At 53.0% G+C, this 18,680-nt stretch carries 18 protein-coding genes and 1 pseudogene; 15 read left to right on the top strand and 4 right to left on the bottom strand.

Going from position 1 to position 18,680, the window contains the following annotated elements; translation table 11 throughout:
* The first annotated feature begins 10 nt into the window (after positions 1-10).
* The gene (locus tag JOE21_RS15475; protein ID WP_309868148.1) at positions 11-574 is read left to right on the top strand and encodes a transglutaminase domain-containing protein; all 564 of its coding nucleotides are present in this window, start codon (positions 11-13) and stop codon (positions 572-574) included.
* A gap of 30 nt (positions 575-604) precedes the next feature.
* Here JOE21_RS15475 and JOE21_RS15480 read toward each other — a convergent pair whose 3' ends face one another.
* A complete protein-coding gene (locus JOE21_RS15480) occupies positions 605-1,585 on the bottom strand; it encodes a S66 family peptidase (RefSeq protein ID WP_309868149.1) in 981 nt (326 codons plus the stop codon).
* Between the two features lie 199 nt (positions 1,586-1,784).
* On the opposite strand from JOE21_RS15480, the gene JOE21_RS15485 reads away from it, so the two are divergent.
* From JOE21_RS15485 to JOE21_RS15495, 3 genes are all read left to right on the top strand, one after another.
* Entirely contained in the window at positions 1,785-3,140 is a 1,356-nt protein-coding gene (locus JOE21_RS15485; protein ID WP_309868150.1) for a glucose-6-phosphate isomerase, read from the top strand.
* Positions 3,141-3,399: 259 nt separating this feature from the next.
* On the top strand, positions 3,400-3,960 hold the full coding sequence (locus JOE21_RS15490) for a GNAT family N-acetyltransferase (RefSeq protein WP_309868151.1): 561 nt from the start codon (positions 3,400-3,402) through the stop codon (positions 3,958-3,960).
* Positions 3,961-4,096: 136 nt separating this feature from the next.
* Entirely contained in the window at positions 4,097-5,011 is a 915-nt protein-coding gene (locus tag JOE21_RS15495; RefSeq protein WP_309868152.1) for a DUF3179 domain-containing (seleno)protein, read from the top strand.
* 74 nt (positions 5,012-5,085) lie between these two features.
* Here the strand turns inward: JOE21_RS15495 and JOE21_RS15500 are convergent, their stop codons facing one another.
* Both JOE21_RS15500 and JOE21_RS15505 read right to left on the bottom strand, forming a co-directional pair.
* Entirely contained in the window at positions 5,086-5,424 is a 339-nt protein-coding gene (locus tag JOE21_RS15500) for a hypothetical protein (RefSeq protein WP_309868153.1), read from the bottom strand.
* Between the two features lie 134 nt (positions 5,425-5,558).
* Positions 5,559-7,238 (bottom strand): phospho-sugar mutase, encoded by a 1,680-nt coding sequence (locus JOE21_RS15505; RefSeq protein ID WP_309868154.1) that lies wholly within the window; start codon positions 7,236-7,238, stop codon positions 5,559-5,561.
* 752 nt (positions 7,239-7,990) lie between these two features.
* Here JOE21_RS15505 and JOE21_RS15510 point away from each other — a divergent pair.
* The 5 genes from JOE21_RS15510 (at position 7,991) to JOE21_RS15530 (ending at position 14,450) form a co-directional block, all read left to right on the top strand.
* The gene (locus JOE21_RS15510) at positions 7,991-9,214 is read left to right on the top strand and encodes an ROK family transcriptional regulator (protein WP_309868156.1); all 1,224 of its coding nucleotides are present in this window, start codon (positions 7,991-7,993) and stop codon (positions 9,212-9,214) included.
* A gap of 237 nt (positions 9,215-9,451) precedes the next feature.
* The gene (locus tag JOE21_RS15515; RefSeq protein ID WP_309868158.1) at positions 9,452-10,264 is read left to right on the top strand and encodes an MIP/aquaporin family protein; all 813 of its coding nucleotides are present in this window, start codon (positions 9,452-9,454) and stop codon (positions 10,262-10,264) included.
* Positions 10,265-10,552: 288 nt separating this feature from the next.
* Positions 10,553-12,064: a glycerol kinase GlpK gene (gene glpK / locus JOE21_RS15520; RefSeq protein WP_309868160.1), complete on the top strand. Its 1,512-nt coding sequence runs from the start codon at positions 10,553-10,555 to the stop codon at positions 12,062-12,064.
* Between the two features lie 137 nt (positions 12,065-12,201).
* Positions 12,202-12,774, top strand: a complete 573-nt coding sequence (locus JOE21_RS15525) for a glycerol-3-phosphate responsive antiterminator (RefSeq protein WP_309868162.1) — start codon at positions 12,202-12,204, stop codon at positions 12,772-12,774.
* 32 nt (positions 12,775-12,806) lie between these two features.
* A complete protein-coding gene (locus JOE21_RS15530; RefSeq protein ID WP_309868163.1) occupies positions 12,807-14,450 on the top strand; it encodes a glycerol-3-phosphate dehydrogenase/oxidase in 1,644 nt (547 codons plus the stop codon).
* 40 nt (positions 14,451-14,490) lie between these two features.
* On the opposite strand, the gene JOE21_RS15535 is transcribed toward JOE21_RS15530, so the two are convergent.
* Complete coding sequence (locus JOE21_RS15535) at positions 14,491-14,919, bottom strand: hypothetical protein (RefSeq protein ID WP_309868164.1); 429 nt, start codon at positions 14,917-14,919, stop codon at positions 14,491-14,493.
* 282 nt (positions 14,920-15,201) lie between these two features.
* Here JOE21_RS15535 and JOE21_RS15540 point away from each other — a divergent pair.
* The 6 genes and pseudogenes from JOE21_RS15540 to rpoZ form a co-directional block, all read left to right on the top strand.
* Positions 15,202-16,106 (top strand): annotated as a pseudogene (locus tag JOE21_RS15540) (RNA-guided endonuclease InsQ/TnpB family protein); the annotation flags it as partial.
* Complete coding sequence (locus JOE21_RS17850) at positions 16,088-16,288, top strand: zinc ribbon domain-containing protein (RefSeq protein ID WP_510183847.1); 201 nt, start codon at positions 16,088-16,090, stop codon at positions 16,286-16,288. The pseudogene JOE21_RS15540 and the gene JOE21_RS17850, both read left to right, overlap by 19 nt.
* A 277-nt stretch (positions 16,289-16,565) precedes the next feature.
* Complete coding sequence (locus tag JOE21_RS15545; RefSeq protein ID WP_309868166.1) at positions 16,566-17,456, top strand: YicC/YloC family endoribonuclease; 891 nt, start codon at positions 16,566-16,568, stop codon at positions 17,454-17,456.
* A 64-nt stretch (positions 17,457-17,520) separates the two neighbouring features.
* Entirely contained in the window at positions 17,521-17,787 is a 267-nt protein-coding gene (gene remA / locus JOE21_RS15550; RefSeq protein WP_309868167.1) for an extracellular matrix/biofilm regulator RemA, read from the top strand.
* A 16-nt stretch (positions 17,788-17,803) separates the two neighbouring features.
* The gene (gene gmk, locus JOE21_RS15555) at positions 17,804-18,427 is read left to right on the top strand and encodes a guanylate kinase (RefSeq protein ID WP_309868168.1); all 624 of its coding nucleotides are present in this window, start codon (positions 17,804-17,806) and stop codon (positions 18,425-18,427) included.
* Complete coding sequence (gene rpoZ / locus JOE21_RS15560) at positions 18,427-18,633, top strand: DNA-directed RNA polymerase subunit omega (RefSeq protein ID WP_309868169.1); 207 nt, start codon at positions 18,427-18,429, stop codon at positions 18,631-18,633. Before gmk ends, rpoZ begins: the two co-directional genes overlap by 1 nt.
* The last annotated feature ends 47 nt before the right edge of the window (positions 18,634-18,680 follow it).

Here is an 18,680-nt window from a genome sequence, read left to right on the forward strand (position 1 = left end):
GTTGAACCGAATGCCTCTTCATCATGCCATCGTTCCGGGTCAAACAGTCTCTGATCGATTTCTCCAATTGGGGATTGTCGATTTTCAGTACGCTGCTAAGTATGTACAACAACTCCCTTATGGTCGAACCAGCCATCACCCTGACTATATGGAAGTTCTTACGGAGAAGAAAGGCACTTGCAGCACCAAGCATGCCATTCTTGCCGTGTTGGCGGAAGAACTGAAATTGCCCGTTGCTTTCGTAATCGGAATCTACCGCATGTCTGAAAGAAACACTCCCGGTGTGGGGGCGGTTCTGGAGAAAGTGGATCCTTCCTACATACCCGAAGCGCATTGTTATCTGAAAATCGAGGGTCGCCGATATGATTTCACCAGGGAAGCAGATTCGTTTGAGAGCCCGTTTGAATCGCTTCTTTATGAGGAGGAAATTAAACCTGATCAACTAGGCGATTACAAAGTCAGCCTTCACCGCGATTTTATCCATCGCTGGGCGAAGACTGAAGGGTTGGAGATGGATCTTGAATCTCTATGGGAGATGCGTGAAGCCTGTATTCAAGCGTTATCGAGTGATTAATCCGACCGTAACAGTCGGCTTCCCGTCTGATCAATGCTCCACAATCTCGATTTCACCCGCTCTTCCCTTCGCACGGATTCGTCCCCATCCCCCGATGGGGAAGGTGAAAAGGGGGGTGGTGTGGCCGAAGCTGGCGTCGACGATGACGGGGATGTGGTGTAGTTCCGGTTTGGCTTGCAGCAATGTGGCCACTCGGATGGCGGACAGGTCGGATCGCTCCTGGAACCGGCCGATCACCAACCCGCGTACGCCGGCGAAGGAGGGGACATGCATCAGGGATTGCAGGGTCCGGTCAAAGGTGAGGGGGTGGCTTTCTTCGTTCTCTTCCAGAAACAGAATAGCCCCGTCTAAGTCCGGCATAAAAGGAGTTCCCTGTAATAAATTGAAGGTGCACAAGTTGCCGCCCAGGATCCGTCCTTCCGCTTCTCCCTCAAATACGACCTGGGGACCCGGATTGGGGTGGAAACGGCGGTTTTCTTGATCCAGATACCAGGCATCGTCGCTCCAGTGGTCGGCAGGAGTGATTGTGTAAGGTTCTTCTTCTATTACACAGCGTTTGAAATACTCCAATGTGTAGTCCAATCCCTTCTCCATAGAAAAAGAGGTGAAGTGGGGACCGGAGTAACTGACCAGTCCGCTGCGGGCCCAAAAGGCGAGACTCAATGCCGTGATGTCTAAATATCCGCAAAAGATGGTGGGGTGTGCCCGGATCCGCTCGTAATCCAGATGGGAGAGCAGCTGATTGGCGTTGTATCCTCCCAGGGTGGTGAAGATGGCTTTTACATCGGGATCGGTAAAGGCTTCATGGAGATCCGTCACCCGTGAAGCTACCGAAGAGGAGTTCCATTTATCCCGCTCCTCCACGTGGCTGGAAAAGGTGACCCGGAGGCCCATCTCTTCCAGCCGGGAGATGGCCGATCTTCGTTGGGCTTCGGAGATTACCCCCAGACTGGTCGATGGGGAGACGATCCGAATCTCGTCACCAGGCTGCAGGCGGTCGGGGATTGGCACGGGGATCCCTCCTTTAACGGGGTTTCTATTAATTTAAAGGACGGATGCACCGGAAACAATCCCATGGATGAACAAAGTTGCACGATCTCTCCTGCCGGGTTTCTCTTTGAAATACCCGGTGCCATCGGATAAAATGAATTCGGGTTAGTGAAATAAAGCGAGGGTCGCAGTCCAGATACGCAAACGGAGGGACATTTTGTTGAAAAACCGATTAACGTTTGACCACAAAACAGCATTGCCATTTATCGGGGCTCACGAGCTGGAACAGTTGGAGCCGGCCGTGTTGGCAGCCCATGACCAATTGCATCAGGGAACCGGGGCAGGCAGCGACTTTTTGGGGTGGGTCGACCTTCCGACGGCATACGACCGGGAAGAGTTCGTCCGAATCCGGCAGGCGGCAGACCGGATCCGATCCGATTCCGATGCCCTGGTGGTGATCGGGATTGGCGGCTCCTACCTGGGAGCGCGGGCAGCGATCGAGATGTTGACCCATTCGTTCTACAACCAGCTTCCCGCTGATCAGCGAAAGGGTCCGGAGATTGTTTTTGCCGGTCATCACATCAGTTCCACTTATTTGTCCCACTTGTTGGGACACCTGGAAGGAAAGCGCGTTAGCGTCAACGTGATCTCCAAATCCGGGACGACCACCGAACCGGCCATCGCGTTCCGGATCGTCAAGGCTTGGATGGAGAAACGATACGGCAAGGAAGAAGCCAAGCGCCGGATCTATGCTACCACCGACCGTGCCAAAGGAGCCCTGAAACAGCTGGCCGATGGTGAAGGATATGAAACCTTTGTCATCCCGGATGATGTGGGGGGGCGTTACTCCGTCTTGACCGCTGTGGGCTTGCTGCCGATCGCTTGCGCAGGGGTGGATGTGGAGGCCATGATGAAAGGGGCCGCCGATGCCGCCGACTCCTACCGCAAGCCGAATCTGGCGGAAAACGATGCGTACCGGTATGCAGCGGCGCGAAATGCTTTATACAACAAGGGAAAAACGATTGAACTGCTGGTCAACTACGAACCTTCGCTTCAAACCTTCTCGGAATGGTGGAAGCAATTGTTTGGGGAGAGTGAAGGAAAAGACCACAAGGGAATCTACCCCGCATCGGTCAACTTTACCACCGATCTTCACTCCATGGGGCAATACATTCAGGAAGGACGGCGGGATCTGTTTGAAACCGTGGTCCGCTTGGAGCGCCCACTTGAATCCCTCACGATTCTGGAGGATCCGGACAATCTGGATGGGTTGAATTACTTAGCCGGCCGCACGATGGACGAGGTGAACCACAAGGCTTTCCAGGGAACGCTCCTGGCCCATACCGACGGCGGCGTCCCCAACTTGGTGGTTCAGGTTCCGGAAGCTTCCCCGTACCATTTTGGAGAGTTGGTCTATTTCTTTGAAAAAGCATGCGGGATCAGCGGGTATCTATTGGGAGTCAATCCATTTGACCAGCCCGGTGTAGAAGCGTACAAGAAGAACATGTTTGCACTTCTGGGCAAGCCAGGCTTTGAAGCAGAACAGGAAAAACTGATGGAACGGCTGGAAAAGTAAAAAGAAACAACCCGGTGTCCCGTGGAGGCCGGGTTGTTTTTTTGGCTTCCGATTCCCAGCGAGACCGCCGTTTCTTCCTTTCCTGCCCCATTGCCGGTCAGACTAAAGTAAGGTAAAATTAATATTTCAATAGAAGAAAAATGGATATGTCCATCATATCGAGGTAGGAAACGTTACATACACGGGCACAAGGATCGGCGAAAAGCGATCTCCTCTTACCCATGAACCGGTTGCGACAGGGATGGAAGGAGAATCAAACATGTGGTTTCAGAAGGATATGCTCTCGGTCCGGAAAGTGGTGGAACAGGATATTCCCCTGTTGGCCCAGTGGCTGTCTGATGAGCGAGTGTTGTATTTTTACGAGGGCAGGGACCAACCGTATGATGAAGACCGGGTGCGAAAAGAGTACCTCACCCGGCAGGAAGGGGAAACGATCGATTATGGCATCGCTGAGTGGGAAGAGACTCCCATCGGTTTGATCCAGATTTACAAACTGGATAAGGACTCCATGAGAAAGTACGGATATCCTCCCGATGTTTCCGTCTGGGGGATGGACCAATTCATCGGGGAGCCGGATTATTGGAACCGGGGGATCGGTACTCGCCTCGTTCAGTCGGCGGTGAAATACCTGACGGGAGAAAAGGGGGCGCAAATCGTTGTGATGGATCCCCAAGTCCGTAATTCCAGGGCGATCCGCTGCTATGAGAAATGCGGATTTCAGAAAGTGCAAATGCTCCCCCGTCATGAGAAGCATGAAGGAGTTTGGCAAAATTGTTGGTTGATGGAGTATGACAAGGAAGCGCCGGGAGAGGATGTGTGAGAGGGTCGGCCGGAAAGAAAGGGATTGGAGTCGGGATACTTTTTTCAATATTCAGGAAATGAATCCGTCATCCGTTCGTGATGGAATAAGATGGAATATACCGAGCGATTTTTCATGATAGAAAGGAGAATCCATTGTGCTGCAACCAGAAGAATTTGATGTGGGACGGATTACATGGGGGGATACGGTTTTTGAACGTTTTGACGTGGATCAGGCGAACCCGCTAAAGGATCTGGTTCGCCGCAGAAGGATGAGACCCGCAGATAAAGTGCTGGTTGTGGAGCGGGCGGGCAAGCGGTTGGCATTCTCTCTCTATCAGATGACCTATCATCATGTGGCACAGGGAGAGCTGGCGGGTCAGCCCTTTATTTTGTCCTTTTGTGCCATCTGCCACAGTGCAACTACGATGGTGCCTGTTTTGGATGACGGAAAACTGTACCACTTTACCTGCGTCGGGGTCTATAATGGGATGGCTTTACTACGGGATGATGAGACGGGTTCGTACTGGGATCACATTTCCGGAGAATGTCTCCATGGACCGAATAAAGGGGAAGTGATGGAACTGATTCCGGTGGAGCACATCACGGTGGAACAAGCTCTCAAGCGCTGGCCAGACCTAAAGATTTCTTATTCCATACAACCCTGGCATCGCAGGTGGATTTTGGAGCCGGTGATGAACTTGTTTGGAGATCGGGGGATTTTCCCGCCGAAATTTCGCCTTTCCATGGGAAAAAAAGATACGCGTCTTCCCGAAATGGTAAGCGGGCTCGGTGTTCATACCAAGAAAACGAAGCGTTTTTACACCATTGGCACCATCCAGGAAGCGGGGGGCGAATTAAAGGATCGGGTGGACGGCCGTCCCGTCACCGTCTCCCTCAGTTTGGACGGTTACCCGCAGGCTGTTTTTGACGGGTCGGAGGAAAAGCCGATGCAATTGTACTGCCGTTGGTACGGGTTTTCTTTTACTTTCCCTGGTTGTGAACTGTTTGGAGAGCCGCCGGAAGCGAAGGAGGAAACCGCTGCCTCAGCTGAAAAAACGGAATCGAAGTGAACGGCTCGTCTTGCCCCAATGCAAAAAACCGCTGACGACATGGTCATGTCAGCGGTTTTGTTATGAATTCTTTCTTAACGGGATAGGCTCGTAATCCACAATCCGGCAAACAACAAGGTGGTCAGGAGAAGGAACAATTGGATGGGGACCGCGTGCTGGATAACCCAGGGAGCTTCCTGCCAATCGTCTTCGTCAGCGTCAGTTTCCCTTTCTTGAACAAGTTGGACGATGTATCCGCCGTTCCATTCGCTGATGAAGACATGATCGTGGGTTTCTTTCCAGATCCAATCCGACAACTCTTGTTCCAAGCCGTGATGGAAAAAAGCGTAATCGATCCGCCTGGGCCGGTTTTGAAATCTCCGGGTCATCATACGCATGGATGAACAAGCCGGTGGACACTTCCGATACATCAAGCACCGTGTATCCTTCCCGGCTCAGATGTTCCAAAGTTTCCACGATGGTATCCCCGTCAGTGTCGTTGGAAAAAAAGCGGATCGACTCGTTGTTTTTTGCCATGATGGTGCTTGCCTCCTGGGAACATTCCTGATTAGTCAGCTTCCACGATATCCCGGATGGATTGACGCATCGCATCCAGTTGTACTTCAGCCTCTTCTTTGGTAATGGAACGCACGCCAAAGTAAAATTTGATCTTTGGTTCGGTACCGGAGGGGCGAATCGCCACCCAGGAGTTTCCTTCCAATTCAAAACGGATCAATTTCGCGGGAGGAAAGCCGTCCAAGCCGTTGGTGAAATCGCGGATCCGCTCAACGGCAAGTCCTCCCACAGTCAGCGGTGGCGTGTGGCGAAACCGATCCATCAGGGCTTGCATACGGTTGGTTCCTGCTTTTCCCTGAAAAGTGAAGGAAAACAGGGTTTCCCGATAGGCGCCATATTGTCGATCCAGCTCTGCAAGGGCTTGATCCAGGGTACGACCGTGTTCCAGGTGGTGGGCTGTCATTTCACAGCACATCATCGCCGCCTGGACGGCATCCTTGTCCCGGACGAAACTGCCGAGAAGGTATCCATAGCTTTCCTCATATCCAAAAAGGAAGGTACCCTTCCCGCTGGATTCTTGTTCCTCGATTCCTTCGGCAATATACTTAAACCCCGTCAAGGTGTCGACGGTCTTCACCCCATATTGTTGGGCGATCGCACGGCCTGACTCCGAGGTGACAATCGATTTGAACACCACTCCGTCTGTCGGCAGATTCCCTTGTTCTCGGCGCTGTTGCAGCACGTAATCCAGTAACAGTGCCCCGATCTGGTTACCGTTAAAGGCGTGGAAACGACCGTCGGATCCGCGGGCCCACAAACCGAGGCGATCCGCATCAGGATCGGTTCCGATGATTAAATCGGCACCGGAAATTTTCGCCTGCTCCAATGCGAGGGCAAAGGCTTGCGGATCCTCCGGATTGGGAGAGGAGACGGTAGAGAAGGCGGGGTCGGGATCGGCCTGCCGGGCCACCGTCTCCAGACGGGAGAAACCCAGATCACGCAACACCTGTTCTACCGGGTTTTTACCCGTTCCATGCAGAGGGGTGAACACCACCCGCAGGGATGCATGAGTGGGATGAGGTCCCCGAAGGGAAAGGGAGAGGACCTGGTCGATGTAAGCGTGGTCGACAGATGGGTCCACGTACCGGATCCGTCCGGAAGCCACTCCTTCCTCCCATGATCCGGTCTGAATGGCCAATTCATCCTCCACCTGATCCAGTTCCCGCAGGATGGATTCCACCTTGTCCGGGGGCATTTGGGCCCCATCTTCTCCATATACCTTGTATCCGTTGTATTCCGCTGGGTTGTGGCTGGCGGTGATCATGATTCCGGCGGCGGCGTGCAGGTGGCGGACGGCGAAGGAAAGGACGGGGGTGGGGCGCAGAGAGGGGAACAGATGGACTCGGATTCCCCAATGGGCCAGATGTACAGCCGCCTCCTGGGCGAACTCACGTGAAAAGCGGCGGGAATCGAAGGCGATGGCAACCCCCCGTTCCATCGCACCCGGTTGTTTGGACAAAACCCGAGCCAGTCCCTCTGTCACCCGACGTACGGTGATTCGGTTGATCCGGTTGATTCCTGGCCCAATCAGGCCGCGCATGCCAGCGGTACCAAAAGTGAGATGGCGATAAAAAGCGTCTTCCCGTTCGGCATCGGAATAGGTGAGTAATTGTCGTTTCATTTCTTCATCCAATTCGGAACATTGGATCCAACGATCGATAACCGATTGCAAAGGATCACCACTCCCAACGATGGTGTGATAAAAAATCTCCTAAAAATAACATATCACAGGATGTTTGGATTTGGATTTGTTTTTTTTGCACAAACAGCTTTAACAAAACCTAGTTGAAGGAATGGTCTCATAACATCGTGAGACAGGGGTGTCGGTTTGATCGGCTGGCATACCGGTCATCGCAAGCGGTGTAAGGGGGATTCCAATCCAGACGGATATCCGGGACCAGGGAGAATGGGACTCTTTATCAGATGTGAACGAGAAAAACCCGGTCTTTTGGGTTGAGAGGAAAGCGAAAATCGGACGAGAGAGGGTTTAACCTTCTCGCAAGTCCGACAATTCTAAGATAAACTTTTGTTAAAGGAGGTGAATCAAGTAATCTAACCCTTTCAATTCAAGTTCATTCACACACCTGAGCAAATGCAAAAGATTAAATGTAATTTTTGATATCGGATTGACAACTCCATGTTGGAACAACGCCATCTCGCCTACAGGAAAAGAAGAATCTCATGAAGTAACAACAAACAGGTAACCAACTTACCAATCCAAAAAAGAGATTTCGAAAGCGGGATTCCCTCGTTTTCAAGGGAACAATCGTTGTGATTTCTTGACTAACCCTCGAGCGAAACAGTCCATTACCAGGCTTTTGTCTGGACCCCTCCTTGCTGGGAGAAAAATCGGATCGATTTCGTAAGAAAACGGGCAACGAAGTGCCGGGATGGACGTTGCCAAATGAGGAGGTGATTAGAACGATGGCTGAATCCATGCAGACGGGAAGCTTTCGATGGATGAAATCCATCAATAAATCGACCATTTTAAACGTGATCCGCCTCCATGGCCCGATATCACGGGCGGAAATCGCCAAAATGACCACACTAACCCCTCCCACCGTAACCAATATTGTAGGTGAGCTGTTGGAATCCGGTGTGGTGTTAGAGAGCGAACTGGGGGAATCCACCGGGGGGCGCAAGCCGATTCTCTTGACGATTAATCCATCGGCGTTTCAAGTGATTGGCGTCTATGTGAGTGCCCACCGGGTACTGGGGGTGGTGTGCGACTTGAACGGGAAGACGGTAGATGAGGCGGAAATGTCGCTTTCCCCGCAGCCTACAGCAGAATCGTTCCTGGAAACGGTGCAGGAAGTGATCCAGCAGTTAGAGGGTGGAATCAAGCAGCGGGAGACGCCCCTATTGGGGATCGGGGTGGGAATGCATGGGTTGGTGGATTCGGATCGGGGGATTTCTCTGTTTGCTCCCAATCTGTCTTTACGGAATCTCCCGTTGCGGACATTCTTGGAGGAGCACTTCCGGGTGCCGATATGGGTGGAGAACAATGTTCGGGCCATGGTTTTGGCTGAAAGCTGGTTTGGACAGGGAAAGGGATTGGATGATTTCATCTGTGTCCATGTCGGCAGCGGGGTGGGTGCGGGGATTTTTTCGGCCCGTTCCTTAGTCCGCGGTCCCTCGTATACAGCGGGCGAATTGGGCCACATCATCATCGACTCCTCGGGTCCCCACTGCGGCTGCGGAAATACGGGATGTCTGGAGGCATTTGCCTCGGGTCCCGCCATGGAACGTCGTGCCCGGGAACGGCTGCGAGCAGGGGCGCAATCGCTGCTGCATGAGCGGTTTGAAGGACGGTGGGAGAAAGTGACAGGACCGGTTCTGACTGAGGCGGCACGGGAAGGGGACCCCTTTTCCAAGGAGATATTGGCAGAGACCGGGCGCTGGCTGGGCATCGGTCTGGCAAACTTAGTCAATCTGCTCAATCCGAGACGGATTATTCTCAACGGCGGCGTGTTCGATGCTGGATCGTTGGTTCTGGAACCGTTGGAAAATACCGTTCGGGAACGGGCATTGTCCGCTCCTGCCGAAGATGTCACCATCGTTGTATCCGATCTCGGAAAAAAGGCGGGAGCGACCGGTTCCGCCACCCTGGTTTTGCAGACTTTGTTTCAACCCCAAGCAGAGGATTAACCGGCTGGTTGTTTTTGTAAGCGTTTTCGGGATTGCATTTCACGTTAAAATGTTGTAAAGTTGTCTCAAACAGACCCACACCCCTGATGGGTCTAACAATTTCACGAGCGACCGGAGACATGGAGAGGTCGTGCTGCTTAGACATTCCGGGTTGGGACGTCTATGTAAGTGCGATCTCTTTATGTCTCCGTCTTCTTTTTCACAATTAGTTTGAAAAATGAGAGGAGAGTGAAAGAATTGCGTAACCGATTGTGGGGGGAATGTTTGTCCGAGTATTTGGGCACCTTTATTCTGATTTTTGTCGGGTGTGGCACGGTGGCGGGTTTGGTTTTAAATGGTGTCAATCTGGGTCAGTGGGAACTCTCTCTGGTCTGGGGACTGGCTGTGACGATGGCGATTTATGTGACCGGGGCGGTGAGCGGAACTCACATTAATCCGGCCGTCACCATTACACTGGCTGTTTTCCGAGGTTTTCCCTGGCGTAAGGTAGGGCCGTACATCATGGCCCAAGTGGCAGGTGCTTTCACTGGTGCTGCTGTTACTTACGCACTGTACAACAAAGCCTTCGCTCAGTTCGAAAGCGCTGAAAACATCACGCGGGGCTCCGCTGAAAGCGTAGCGACTGCGGGGATCTTCTCCACCTATCCGGCTCCTTTTTTGACCAACATGGATGCGTTTTTCGTCGAATTTGCCATTACGGCGCTGTTGTTAATCGTCATTCTGGCTGTGGTGGATGATCGTAACCCGTTGTTTGTTCCTTTGAAAAACATGGGTCCTCTCATTATCGGATTAACGGTGGCCATGATCGGGGGATCGTGGGGGAATCTAACCGGGTTTGCGCTGAATCCTGCCCGTGATTTCGGTCCGAAGTTGTTCGCTTGGGCGGCGGGATGGGAGTCCATTGCGTTGCCTGCTCCCGCAGGGTACTTCTGGGTGCCGTTGATCGCACCGGTTCTGGGCGGTTTGTTCGGGGCTCTGGTCTATGATCAACTCGTGCGCCGTTACCTTCATAAAGAGGAAGAAGTGCCGACAGGAAAAGCTCAAGGGTAAGCGACAAGTTTGTTACCTTTCATGAAAGCGCATGCAGAAACCGTCCGTTTCTTCATCTGTTGGTGCATGATAGGGTAGATAATGAAAGCAGGCTGTGAACCCAACGGGATAGACCGGTCTCCAGAAAGTGGTGGATGGAGGATTAAGCATCAACATGTTGCGGAGTACGAGCCTCGCCTTGTTCGCATCCTCCCAAGCCTCGCTATGTAAGCGATGTCAAAACAACGAGGGAGACCGGATGCCCTGCGGGAATGAATGTACTTTTGATTATAAAAAGGAGGAACCGATTTGGAACCGAAACAGAAATATGTGTTGGCGATCGACCAGGGGACGACGAGTACGCGAGCGATTCTGTTCGACCAAAACGGCAGTGTGAAAGGAGTGGCTCAGACGGAGTTCACCCAGCATTATCCGCAGCCGGGATGGGTGGAACACGATGCGGAAGAAATCTGGGCGACTACTCGTCAAGTGGTGGAAGAGGTTTTGGCAAATAACCGCATTTCACGGAATGCCGTTGCCAGCATCGGGATCACCAACCAGCGGGAAACTACGGTCGTGTGGGATAAAAACACCGGTAAGCCGATTTACAACGCTATCGTTTGGCAGAGCCGCCAGACCACGTCCATCTGCAATGGGTTGAAGGAAAAAGGTCTGGAATCGATGTTCCGGTATAAGACAGGTCTGGTGATTGACGCTTATTTTTCCGGCACCAAGGTGAAATGGATTCTGGACGAAGTAGAAGGAGCCCGGGAAAAGGCGGAGCGCGGAGAACTCCTCTTCGGTACGATTGATACTTGGCTGATCTGGAAGATGACCGACGGTCAGGTTCACGTCACCGACTACACCAACGCTTCCCGTACCCTGATGTACAATATCCACGAATTGGATTGGGATACCGAACTGCTGGACGCCCTGGATATTCCTCGTGCGATGCTGCCCGAGGTGGCTCCTTCCAGCCAGGTTTACGGACACACTGCCGGGGAACTGTTAGGGGACGTCCGTATCCCGATTGCCGGGATCGCCGGGGATCAACAGGCGGCCCTGTTCGGACAGGCGTGCTTTGAGTCGGGCATGGCCAAGAACACGTACGGTACCGGTTGTTTCATGCTGATGAACACCGGCGACAAGGCGGTTCATTCCAATCACGGGTTACTTACCACCATCGCGTGGGGATTGGACGGCAAGGTGGAATATGCCCTGGAAGGTAGCATCTTTGTAGCAGGGGCCGCCATCCAGTGGTTGCGTGACGGGCTTAAAATTCTGGAGAAAGCACCTGATTCCGAGGCCAGTGCTAATCGCCTCACTTCCAATGAAGGGGTCTACATGGTACCGGCATTTGTCGGATTAGGGGCACCTTATTGGGATATGGAAGCCCGCGGAGCCATCTACGGACTGACCCGGGGCACCGGGCGGGACCATTTTGCCCGTGCGGCTTTAGAATCCCTCGCTTATCAGACGAAGGATGTGCTGACGGCGATGGAGCAGGATGCCGGCATTCAATTGCAACAGTTGAACGTAGATGGGGGAGCCGCTCTGAACAACTTCTTGATGCAGTTCCAGTCCGATATTCTCAATGTGACCGTCAAGCGTCCGGTGGTCAATGAAACCACCGCCCTGGGTGCCGCTTATTTGGCCGGGTTGGCTGTCGGTTACTGGAAAGACAAGGACGCGATCCGGGAGAATTGGACCGTGGATGCGGAGTACAATCCTCAGATGGAAGAGGTTGAGCGGATTCGGTTGTACGATGGGTGGCAGGATGCCGTCCGGCGCACCATGTCCCGTACCGATGTGAAAATATGAAGTTTGGCGTCGGGGATTCCCGGGTAGACCATAAACAGATATAATAAATAGATGGGACTGAGACGAAAAGAGAGTCCCTCACCCGGGCAAGCTAATACGGTGAGGGACTCTCTTGTATTTTTTTGGGGGGAATGGATGTGAAAAGGAGTAAACGGTTTGGGGTTGAACATCCGGTCATCGCTGCCATACGTGGGGAAGACGGGATCGATCGTTTGGATGAGAGCCTGGTAACTCATTGCTTCCTGTTGTGCGGAGATATCAATACGCTGCCCGGCCTGGTACAACGGGTACGGGCCAAGGGGAAGCGCGTCTTTCTTCACCTCGATCTTGCTAAGGGATTTGGTAACGACCGGGCCGCCCTGGCTTACATCAAACGGGAATTGGAGCCGGACGGGGTGGTGTCGACACGGACCCATCTGCTTAAAAACGCGCGGGAGGAAGGGCTGACAGCGGTGCAGCGCCTGTTTATCCCTGACAGCATGTCGGTGGAGACCGGTCGCCATCTATTAAAACAGTCCAAGGCGGATGCGGTGGAAGTGATGCCGGGTGTTGTGCCGGCTTGGGTGTATCAGACCCTGCGACGGGATATTCAGATCCCCATCGTGGCCGGCGGATTGCTGCATCAGCCGGATGATGTGAGACGGGCATTGGAAGCGGGTGCGGACGCAGTCTCTGTCAGTAACCAAGCATTGTGGAATCAGGACTTTTAAAGAAAAACGATACAAGGGAGTGTGAGAGCAGTATGCAGTTTTCAGCATCCAACCGGAAACGCTGGTTGTCCGAGATGGAGGAGGAGACCCTAGATGTGTTGGTGGTTGGGGGAGGCATTACCGGTGCCGGGATCGCTTTGGACGCCGCCACCCGTGGTCTTACCGTCGGTTTAGTGGAAAAACAGGATTTTGGAGGCGGTACCAGCAGTCGTTCCACCAAGTTAATTCATGGGGGGCTGCGCTATCTGAAACAGATGGAGTTCAATTTGGTCAGGGAAGTCGGGCGGGAACGGGCTTTGCTGTACGAGCGTGCGCCCCATATCGTCATTCCTGCCCCGATGATGCTGCCCATCTATCAGGGCGGCACCTACGGCAAATGGGCTTCCTCTGTCGGCCTGTTGGTCTATGATCGGTTGGCGGGGGTGAAGAAGGAAGAGCGGCGGCGTATGATGTCCAGGGAAGAAACCCTGAAACGGGAGCCTTTATTGACGGACCGAGGGTTAAAAGGGTCCGGACTCTATGTGGAATACCGCACCGACGATGCCCGGCTCACCCTGGAAGTAATGAAAACCGCCGCTTCACATGGAGCCAAAGCGGTCAACTATACGGAGGTCATTTCCTTCCTTTATGATAACGGACGGGTGATCGGTGCTGAAGTGCGGGACCAAGCGGGTGGGGGAACGTACCGCATCCGGGCACGGGAAGTGGTTAATGCCGCCGGTCCCTGGGTGGATGAATTGAGGAAAAAGGATCAGTCTCTGGAAGGAAAACATTTGCACCTGACAAAAGGAGTTCATCTGGTGGTGCCTCATGAGCGTTTTCCTTTGCGCCAGCCCATTTACTTTGACGTCCCGGATGGCCGGATGGTGTTTGCGATTCCGCGGGGACGAACCACCTATGTGGGGACCACGGACACCGATTATATAGGGTCCATCGATAAGCCGGTCATGACAGAGGAAGACAGGGACTATCTGTTGAAGGGAGTCAACCATGTCTTCCCCACTGTGGACTTGAAACCGAAGGATGTGGAATCCGGTTGGGCAGGACTGAGGCCTCTCATCCATGAGGAAGGGAAAAGCCCCTCGGAATTGTCCCGCAAGGATGAGATTTTCCAGTCTTCTTCCGGATTGATCACCATCGCCGGAGGCAAACTGACCGGCTTCCGCAAGATGGCGGAACGGGTGGTGGATCTGGTGGCAAAGCGGCTGGCCGATGCCGGTGTACGGGAATCCGGGATCTGTCGTACGGACCAGGTAGCCTTGATCGGAGGCGGAAACCTGGGGTCCGATGGCTTCAGCCGCTTCCGGGAAGAGTGGACGGATCGGATGGAGCAAGCGGGAGTAGAGCGGAGTCGGGCGGAAGCGCTGATTCATCTGTACGGCTTGCAGATCGAAGGGGTTTGGGAACGGGCGGAGGAACGTCCGGACCGGCTGACCGCCGCTCAGGTGGATTTCGCGATGGAAGAAGAGATGGCGATCCGTGCGGTCGATTTTCTGGTGCGACGAACGGGCTCCCTCTTTTTCGACCGTCCCCGCAGTGAAGCCGACGCTCCTCAAGTCCTGGAACAGATGGCGGAGAGTCTGGACTGGGATGACGAGCGAAAGCGGATGGAACAAGCCATGTTGGAGCAGGAGCAGAAACAGACTCATCCTCCGCTGGCTGAAAAAACCGGATAAAAACACAAAAAGGAAGCACCCGGGACGGGTGCTTCTTTTGTTACTCCTTGGGCAGTTCTACCTTGCCGGATAGAAGGTCGCAGGTTCCGATTTTAACGTTTGTCAAGGCCCAGTCCCGCAAGGCATCCCGCATGTATAGCACCGGATTGCTCTTTTTTCCGCAAGCCGTTGGAATCACCACCCAAGCGGCCCCCTTCTGGCTGAATACGGACAAGGGATGCCCCACCTTTGATTTTCGATAGGTGGAGCAGGTTTCCACTTGTACGAACACCACCCGTGATTCTCGAAAAGCGAGGATATCCGGTTTGTAACCGTCCACTGCCGCCATGGGCGGACCATCTGGCCAATCGACGTGGTCGGCTTGCACCTGGAAACCTTTTCGAACCAGCTCCTTGGCTACGAGCCGGATCATGTCGTGATGTTGGTCTGTGAATGTGGTGGCACGGTCGACATGAATGGTTTCAGTCAATATTTACTCCTCCTGCCATTTTGAAGGATTCTTTGGTTGGTTAAGGTTCACCATGATTGTAGCATGATTCGGGAGCTTTTTATTCATTTTTATGAAGATTATAGGCCCTTTAGGGTTGGGATGAAAGCGAGCGCACCACGGGCACTTCCTTCGGTCGTCGGACGAGGGAGGGTTTCCCCCATACGCTAAGTCCGACAGTTTTTGTCCTGAACCCGAACACACGATCCCTTTCCTATGGTAAAATATTCATGAGAGGAGGTGAATCCAGTGATCCGAACTTACAAATTCAAGTTAGTCCCGACCATCGAGCAAATACAAACGATCAAGTGGAGCCTGGACATGTGCCGATGGTTATACAACAGCATGCTGGAACAACGTCGTTTTGCCTACAAGAGACGAGGTTTTTCCTTGAACTATCATCAGCAAGCGACGGAACTTCCTTCATTGAAAAAGGAACTTCCCGCATTTAAACAGATTTACTCCCAGGTTCTTCAGCAAGTGGTGAAACGGTTGGATTTGGCTTTTCAACATTTTTTCCGTCGCGTCAAACGAGGAGAAAAGCCAGGGTTTCCTCGTTTTCAGGGAAAAAACCGGTTTGATTCCTTGATTTACCCGCAAGCAAAGCCGTCTATGTTCCAAGGCAAATTTCTCCGTGTCCCTAAGATTGGCGATATCCGTATCAAGATACATCGCCAAATGGAAGGAATACCAAAGACCCTCACCATTAAAAGAAAGAATGGTCGGTACTATGCAATGGTGACCTGTGAGATGGAGCCTTTCCCCCAAAACCCAGTGGGAAACGGGTAGGAATTGACCTGGGAGTGAAACACTTTGCGGTCACTTCAGACAACGAGTCCTTTCCAGCGATGCACTTTTTGGAGAAAGGGTTAAGAAAGATCAAGCGATTGCAACGAATGGTATCCCGTCGAAAGAAAGGTTCAAACCGTCGGCGCAAAGCGGTGGCGTTGTTGGCGAAAGCTCATGAGAGGGTGGCGAATCAACGAAAAGACCTTGCTCATCAGATCAGCCGTTCTCTGGTGGATCGATATGATCTGATTGTCTTCGAAAAGCTGAATGTCAAAGGGATGGTGAAGAATCGTCCCCTAGCAAAAAAGATTACGGATGCCGCTTGGCGGCAGTTGATCGACTTCACCACTTACAAGGCAGAATGGGCCGTAAGGAAGTGAAGTTGGTCGATCCTCGTAACACGTCCCAGGATTGTTCGCAATGTGGTCGGATGGTGAAGAAAGACCTAAGTGTCCGCGTTCACTCATGTCGCTGTGGCTACACAGAGGATCGGGATCTCAACGCGGCGCAAAACATTCTTCATCGAGCCATTGGTTTCGTACCGGAAAATAAGGTCAGCTAGAACTCCAACTTTTTTAGGCTCGGGCGGAGCCTTCGGGAGAGGGCAGCGGGTTGCCGCACCCCATGATCCGAGAAGCCCACGGCTTTAGCCGTGTGGAGCAAGTCACATTGTCGTCTGATAAGAATAAATATGATTGCGGAGTAGAACAAGAAGCTTGGGCAAAACACGGAAATATTACAGTGATGGGGTGGAGTTGGCGTTTGTCAAACAGTGATCTCCATGAAATCGGACGCTGCCGGTTTAACTGCCATAGGAAGTAGTTTAAAATGGGAACATGATGACCCAGACAACCATTCAAAGTATGACAGGCTATGGACAAGGCGATTGCGAAGTGTCAGGGGCGCGGCTTCATGTGGAGATCCGTTCGGTGAACCACCGCTTCTTGGAGATGACCATCCGCATGCCTGCGGGGTGGGGTGTGATGGAAGAAGAGGTAAAGTCAGTCCTCCGCCGTCATCTGAGGCGGGGGAAGGTGAACTTGACCCTGTCCATCGAAGGAACGCCCGCTTCCCGGCGAGAGATAGATGTGGATTGGGAATTGGCGGACGGCCTGGTTCAAGTGGCACGGTCTCTGAAAGAACGCTACGGGCTGTCGGGGGACATCACCTTGTCTCAACTGTTGCAACATCCCGACCTATTGCAGTTGGAGGAGGCGAACATCCAACCTGAGGCGTACCGCGAGCCGTTGTTGGAAACGGTGGAAACGGCAGCTCGGTCCCTGGTGGGGATGCGCCGCAAGGAAGGGGAATCCCTGGCAAGAGATCTTCTCACGCGATTACAGACTCTGGAACGATTGGCCGAAGAGATCGGAGTGCGCGCTCCGCAGGTGGTGAATCAATACCGCAAACGGCTGGGGGAACGATTAAGGGATTTCCTCGATACCGCTTCCCTGGATGAAGACCGGATCCTGGCGGAAGCCGCCCTCTTTGCGGATAAGGCGGACATCGCCGAAGAGCTGACACGTTTGAGAAGCCATGTGGTCCAATTTCGGGAGGCTTTGCAACGGAATGAAGCGGTGGGGCGCCGGTTGGACTTCCTGATCCAGGAGATGAACCGAGAAGTAAACACCATCGGAGCAAAAGCCAACGATGCATCCATCGGCAGCCGGGTGGTTGAATGTAAGAGCGAACTGGAAAAAATGAGAGAACAAGTGCAAAACATCGAGTAAACAGGTTATAATGAGATGAATGCGGTAACGATTATAGACATGTGGAGCGAGGAGGTACTCCAAGTTGAGTATCAAACTGATCAATATCGGTTTCGGCAACATTGTATCCGCCAACCGAATCATCTCCATCGTCAGCCCGGATTCGGCACCGATTAAACGGATCATCACGGAAGCCCGGGACCGGGGCGTGTTGATCGACGCCACTTACGGACGCCGGACCCGAGCGGTCATCATTACCGACAGTGACCATGTGATCCTGTCTGCCGTCCAGCCGGAGACCGTCGCACAGCGTTTGGCAAGCAAAGATTCTTCGGAAGAGATGGTGGATTAAACAGAAAGGGAGCTATATGGGGAAAGAGTTGAAGACCAGAGGATTGCTGATCGTGCTTTCCGGTCCGTCCGGTGCCGGGAAAGGAACCGTCTGCGCTTCTCTGCGCAAGCGTCTGCCTGAGCTGGTCTATTCCGTCTCAGCCACTACCCGTCCTCCCCGCAAGGGGGAGGTGGATGGCGTCAACTACTTCTTTAAGACAAAAGAAGAGTTTGAACGGATGATCCAGCAGGGGGAACTCCTGGAATGGGCCCGGTTTGTGGACAACTATTATGGTACTCCGCGGGGGTTTGTGGAAGACCGATTAAATGAAGGAAAAGATGTTCTGCTGGAGATTGAAGTCCAGGGAGCAAGACAAGTGAAAGAGCGCTTTCCACAAGGCGTGTTTATCTTCCTGCTCCCTCCTTCCATGGAGGAGCTTCACAGCCGGTTGCAGGGACGTGGAACGGAAACGGATGAGGTACTCCGGGAGCGGCTGGAAGCTGCCGGTGAAGAACTGGCACAGGTTCATCACTATGATTACGTCGTGGTTAATGACCGGGTCGAGGACGCCTATGACCGAATCCGCTCTATTCTCATGGCAGAGCATTTGAAGAGGGAAAGACTGTTTCATGATCAACCTGATTGGTTGGAGGGATTGTAATGCTGTATCCATCCATTGATGATCTGATGTCCAGAGCGGACAGCAAATACACATTGGTGATCGTTGCGGCCAAACGCGCCCGTCAATTGCTGGACGGGTCCACTTCGAGCCTGGAGTCCAAATCCCACAAAAACGTAGGAGTGGCTCTCGAGGAAATCGTGGCTGGTGAACTGGTGCCGCCGCCGGTGGAAGGCGAGAAGAAGTGACAGCCTGACGGAACCGACATTTTACAACAGAAGCGCCGGAAAACCGC

Source organism: Desmospora profundinema, from assembly GCF_031454155.1.
Classification (GTDB): Bacteria; Bacillota; Bacilli; order Thermoactinomycetales; family DSM-45169; genus Desmospora; species Desmospora profundinema.

What these genes read in the sequence shown, in the direction of transcription:
- JOE21_RS15475 (WP_309868148.1), top strand. Translation starts at nt 11, where the DNA reads ATGCCTCTTCATCATGCCATCGTTCCGGGTCAAACAGTCTCTGATCGA.
- JOE21_RS15490 (WP_309868151.1), top strand. Translation starts at nt 3,400, where the DNA reads ATGTGGTTTCAGAAGGATATGCTCTCGGTCCGGAAAGTGGTGGAACAG.
- JOE21_RS15510 (WP_309868156.1), top strand. Translation starts at nt 7,991, where the DNA reads ATGGCTGAATCCATGCAGACGGGAAGCTTTCGATGGATGAAATCCATC.
- JOE21_RS15530 (WP_309868163.1), top strand. Translation starts at nt 12,807, where the DNA reads ATGCAGTTTTCAGCATCCAACCGGAAACGCTGGTTGTCCGAGATGGAG.
- JOE21_RS17850 (WP_510183847.1), top strand. Translation starts at nt 16,088, where the DNA reads ATGGGCCGTAAGGAAGTGAAGTTGGTCGATCCTCGTAACACGTCCCAG.
- JOE21_RS15545 (WP_309868166.1), top strand. Translation starts at nt 16,566, where the DNA reads ATGACCCAGACAACCATTCAAAGTATGACAGGCTATGGACAAGGCGAT.
- gmk (WP_309868168.1), top strand. Translation starts at nt 17,804, where the DNA reads ATGGGGAAAGAGTTGAAGACCAGAGGATTGCTGATCGTGCTTTCCGGT.
- rpoZ (WP_309868169.1), top strand. Translation starts at nt 18,427, where the DNA reads ATGCTGTATCCATCCATTGATGATCTGATGTCCAGAGCGGACAGCAAA.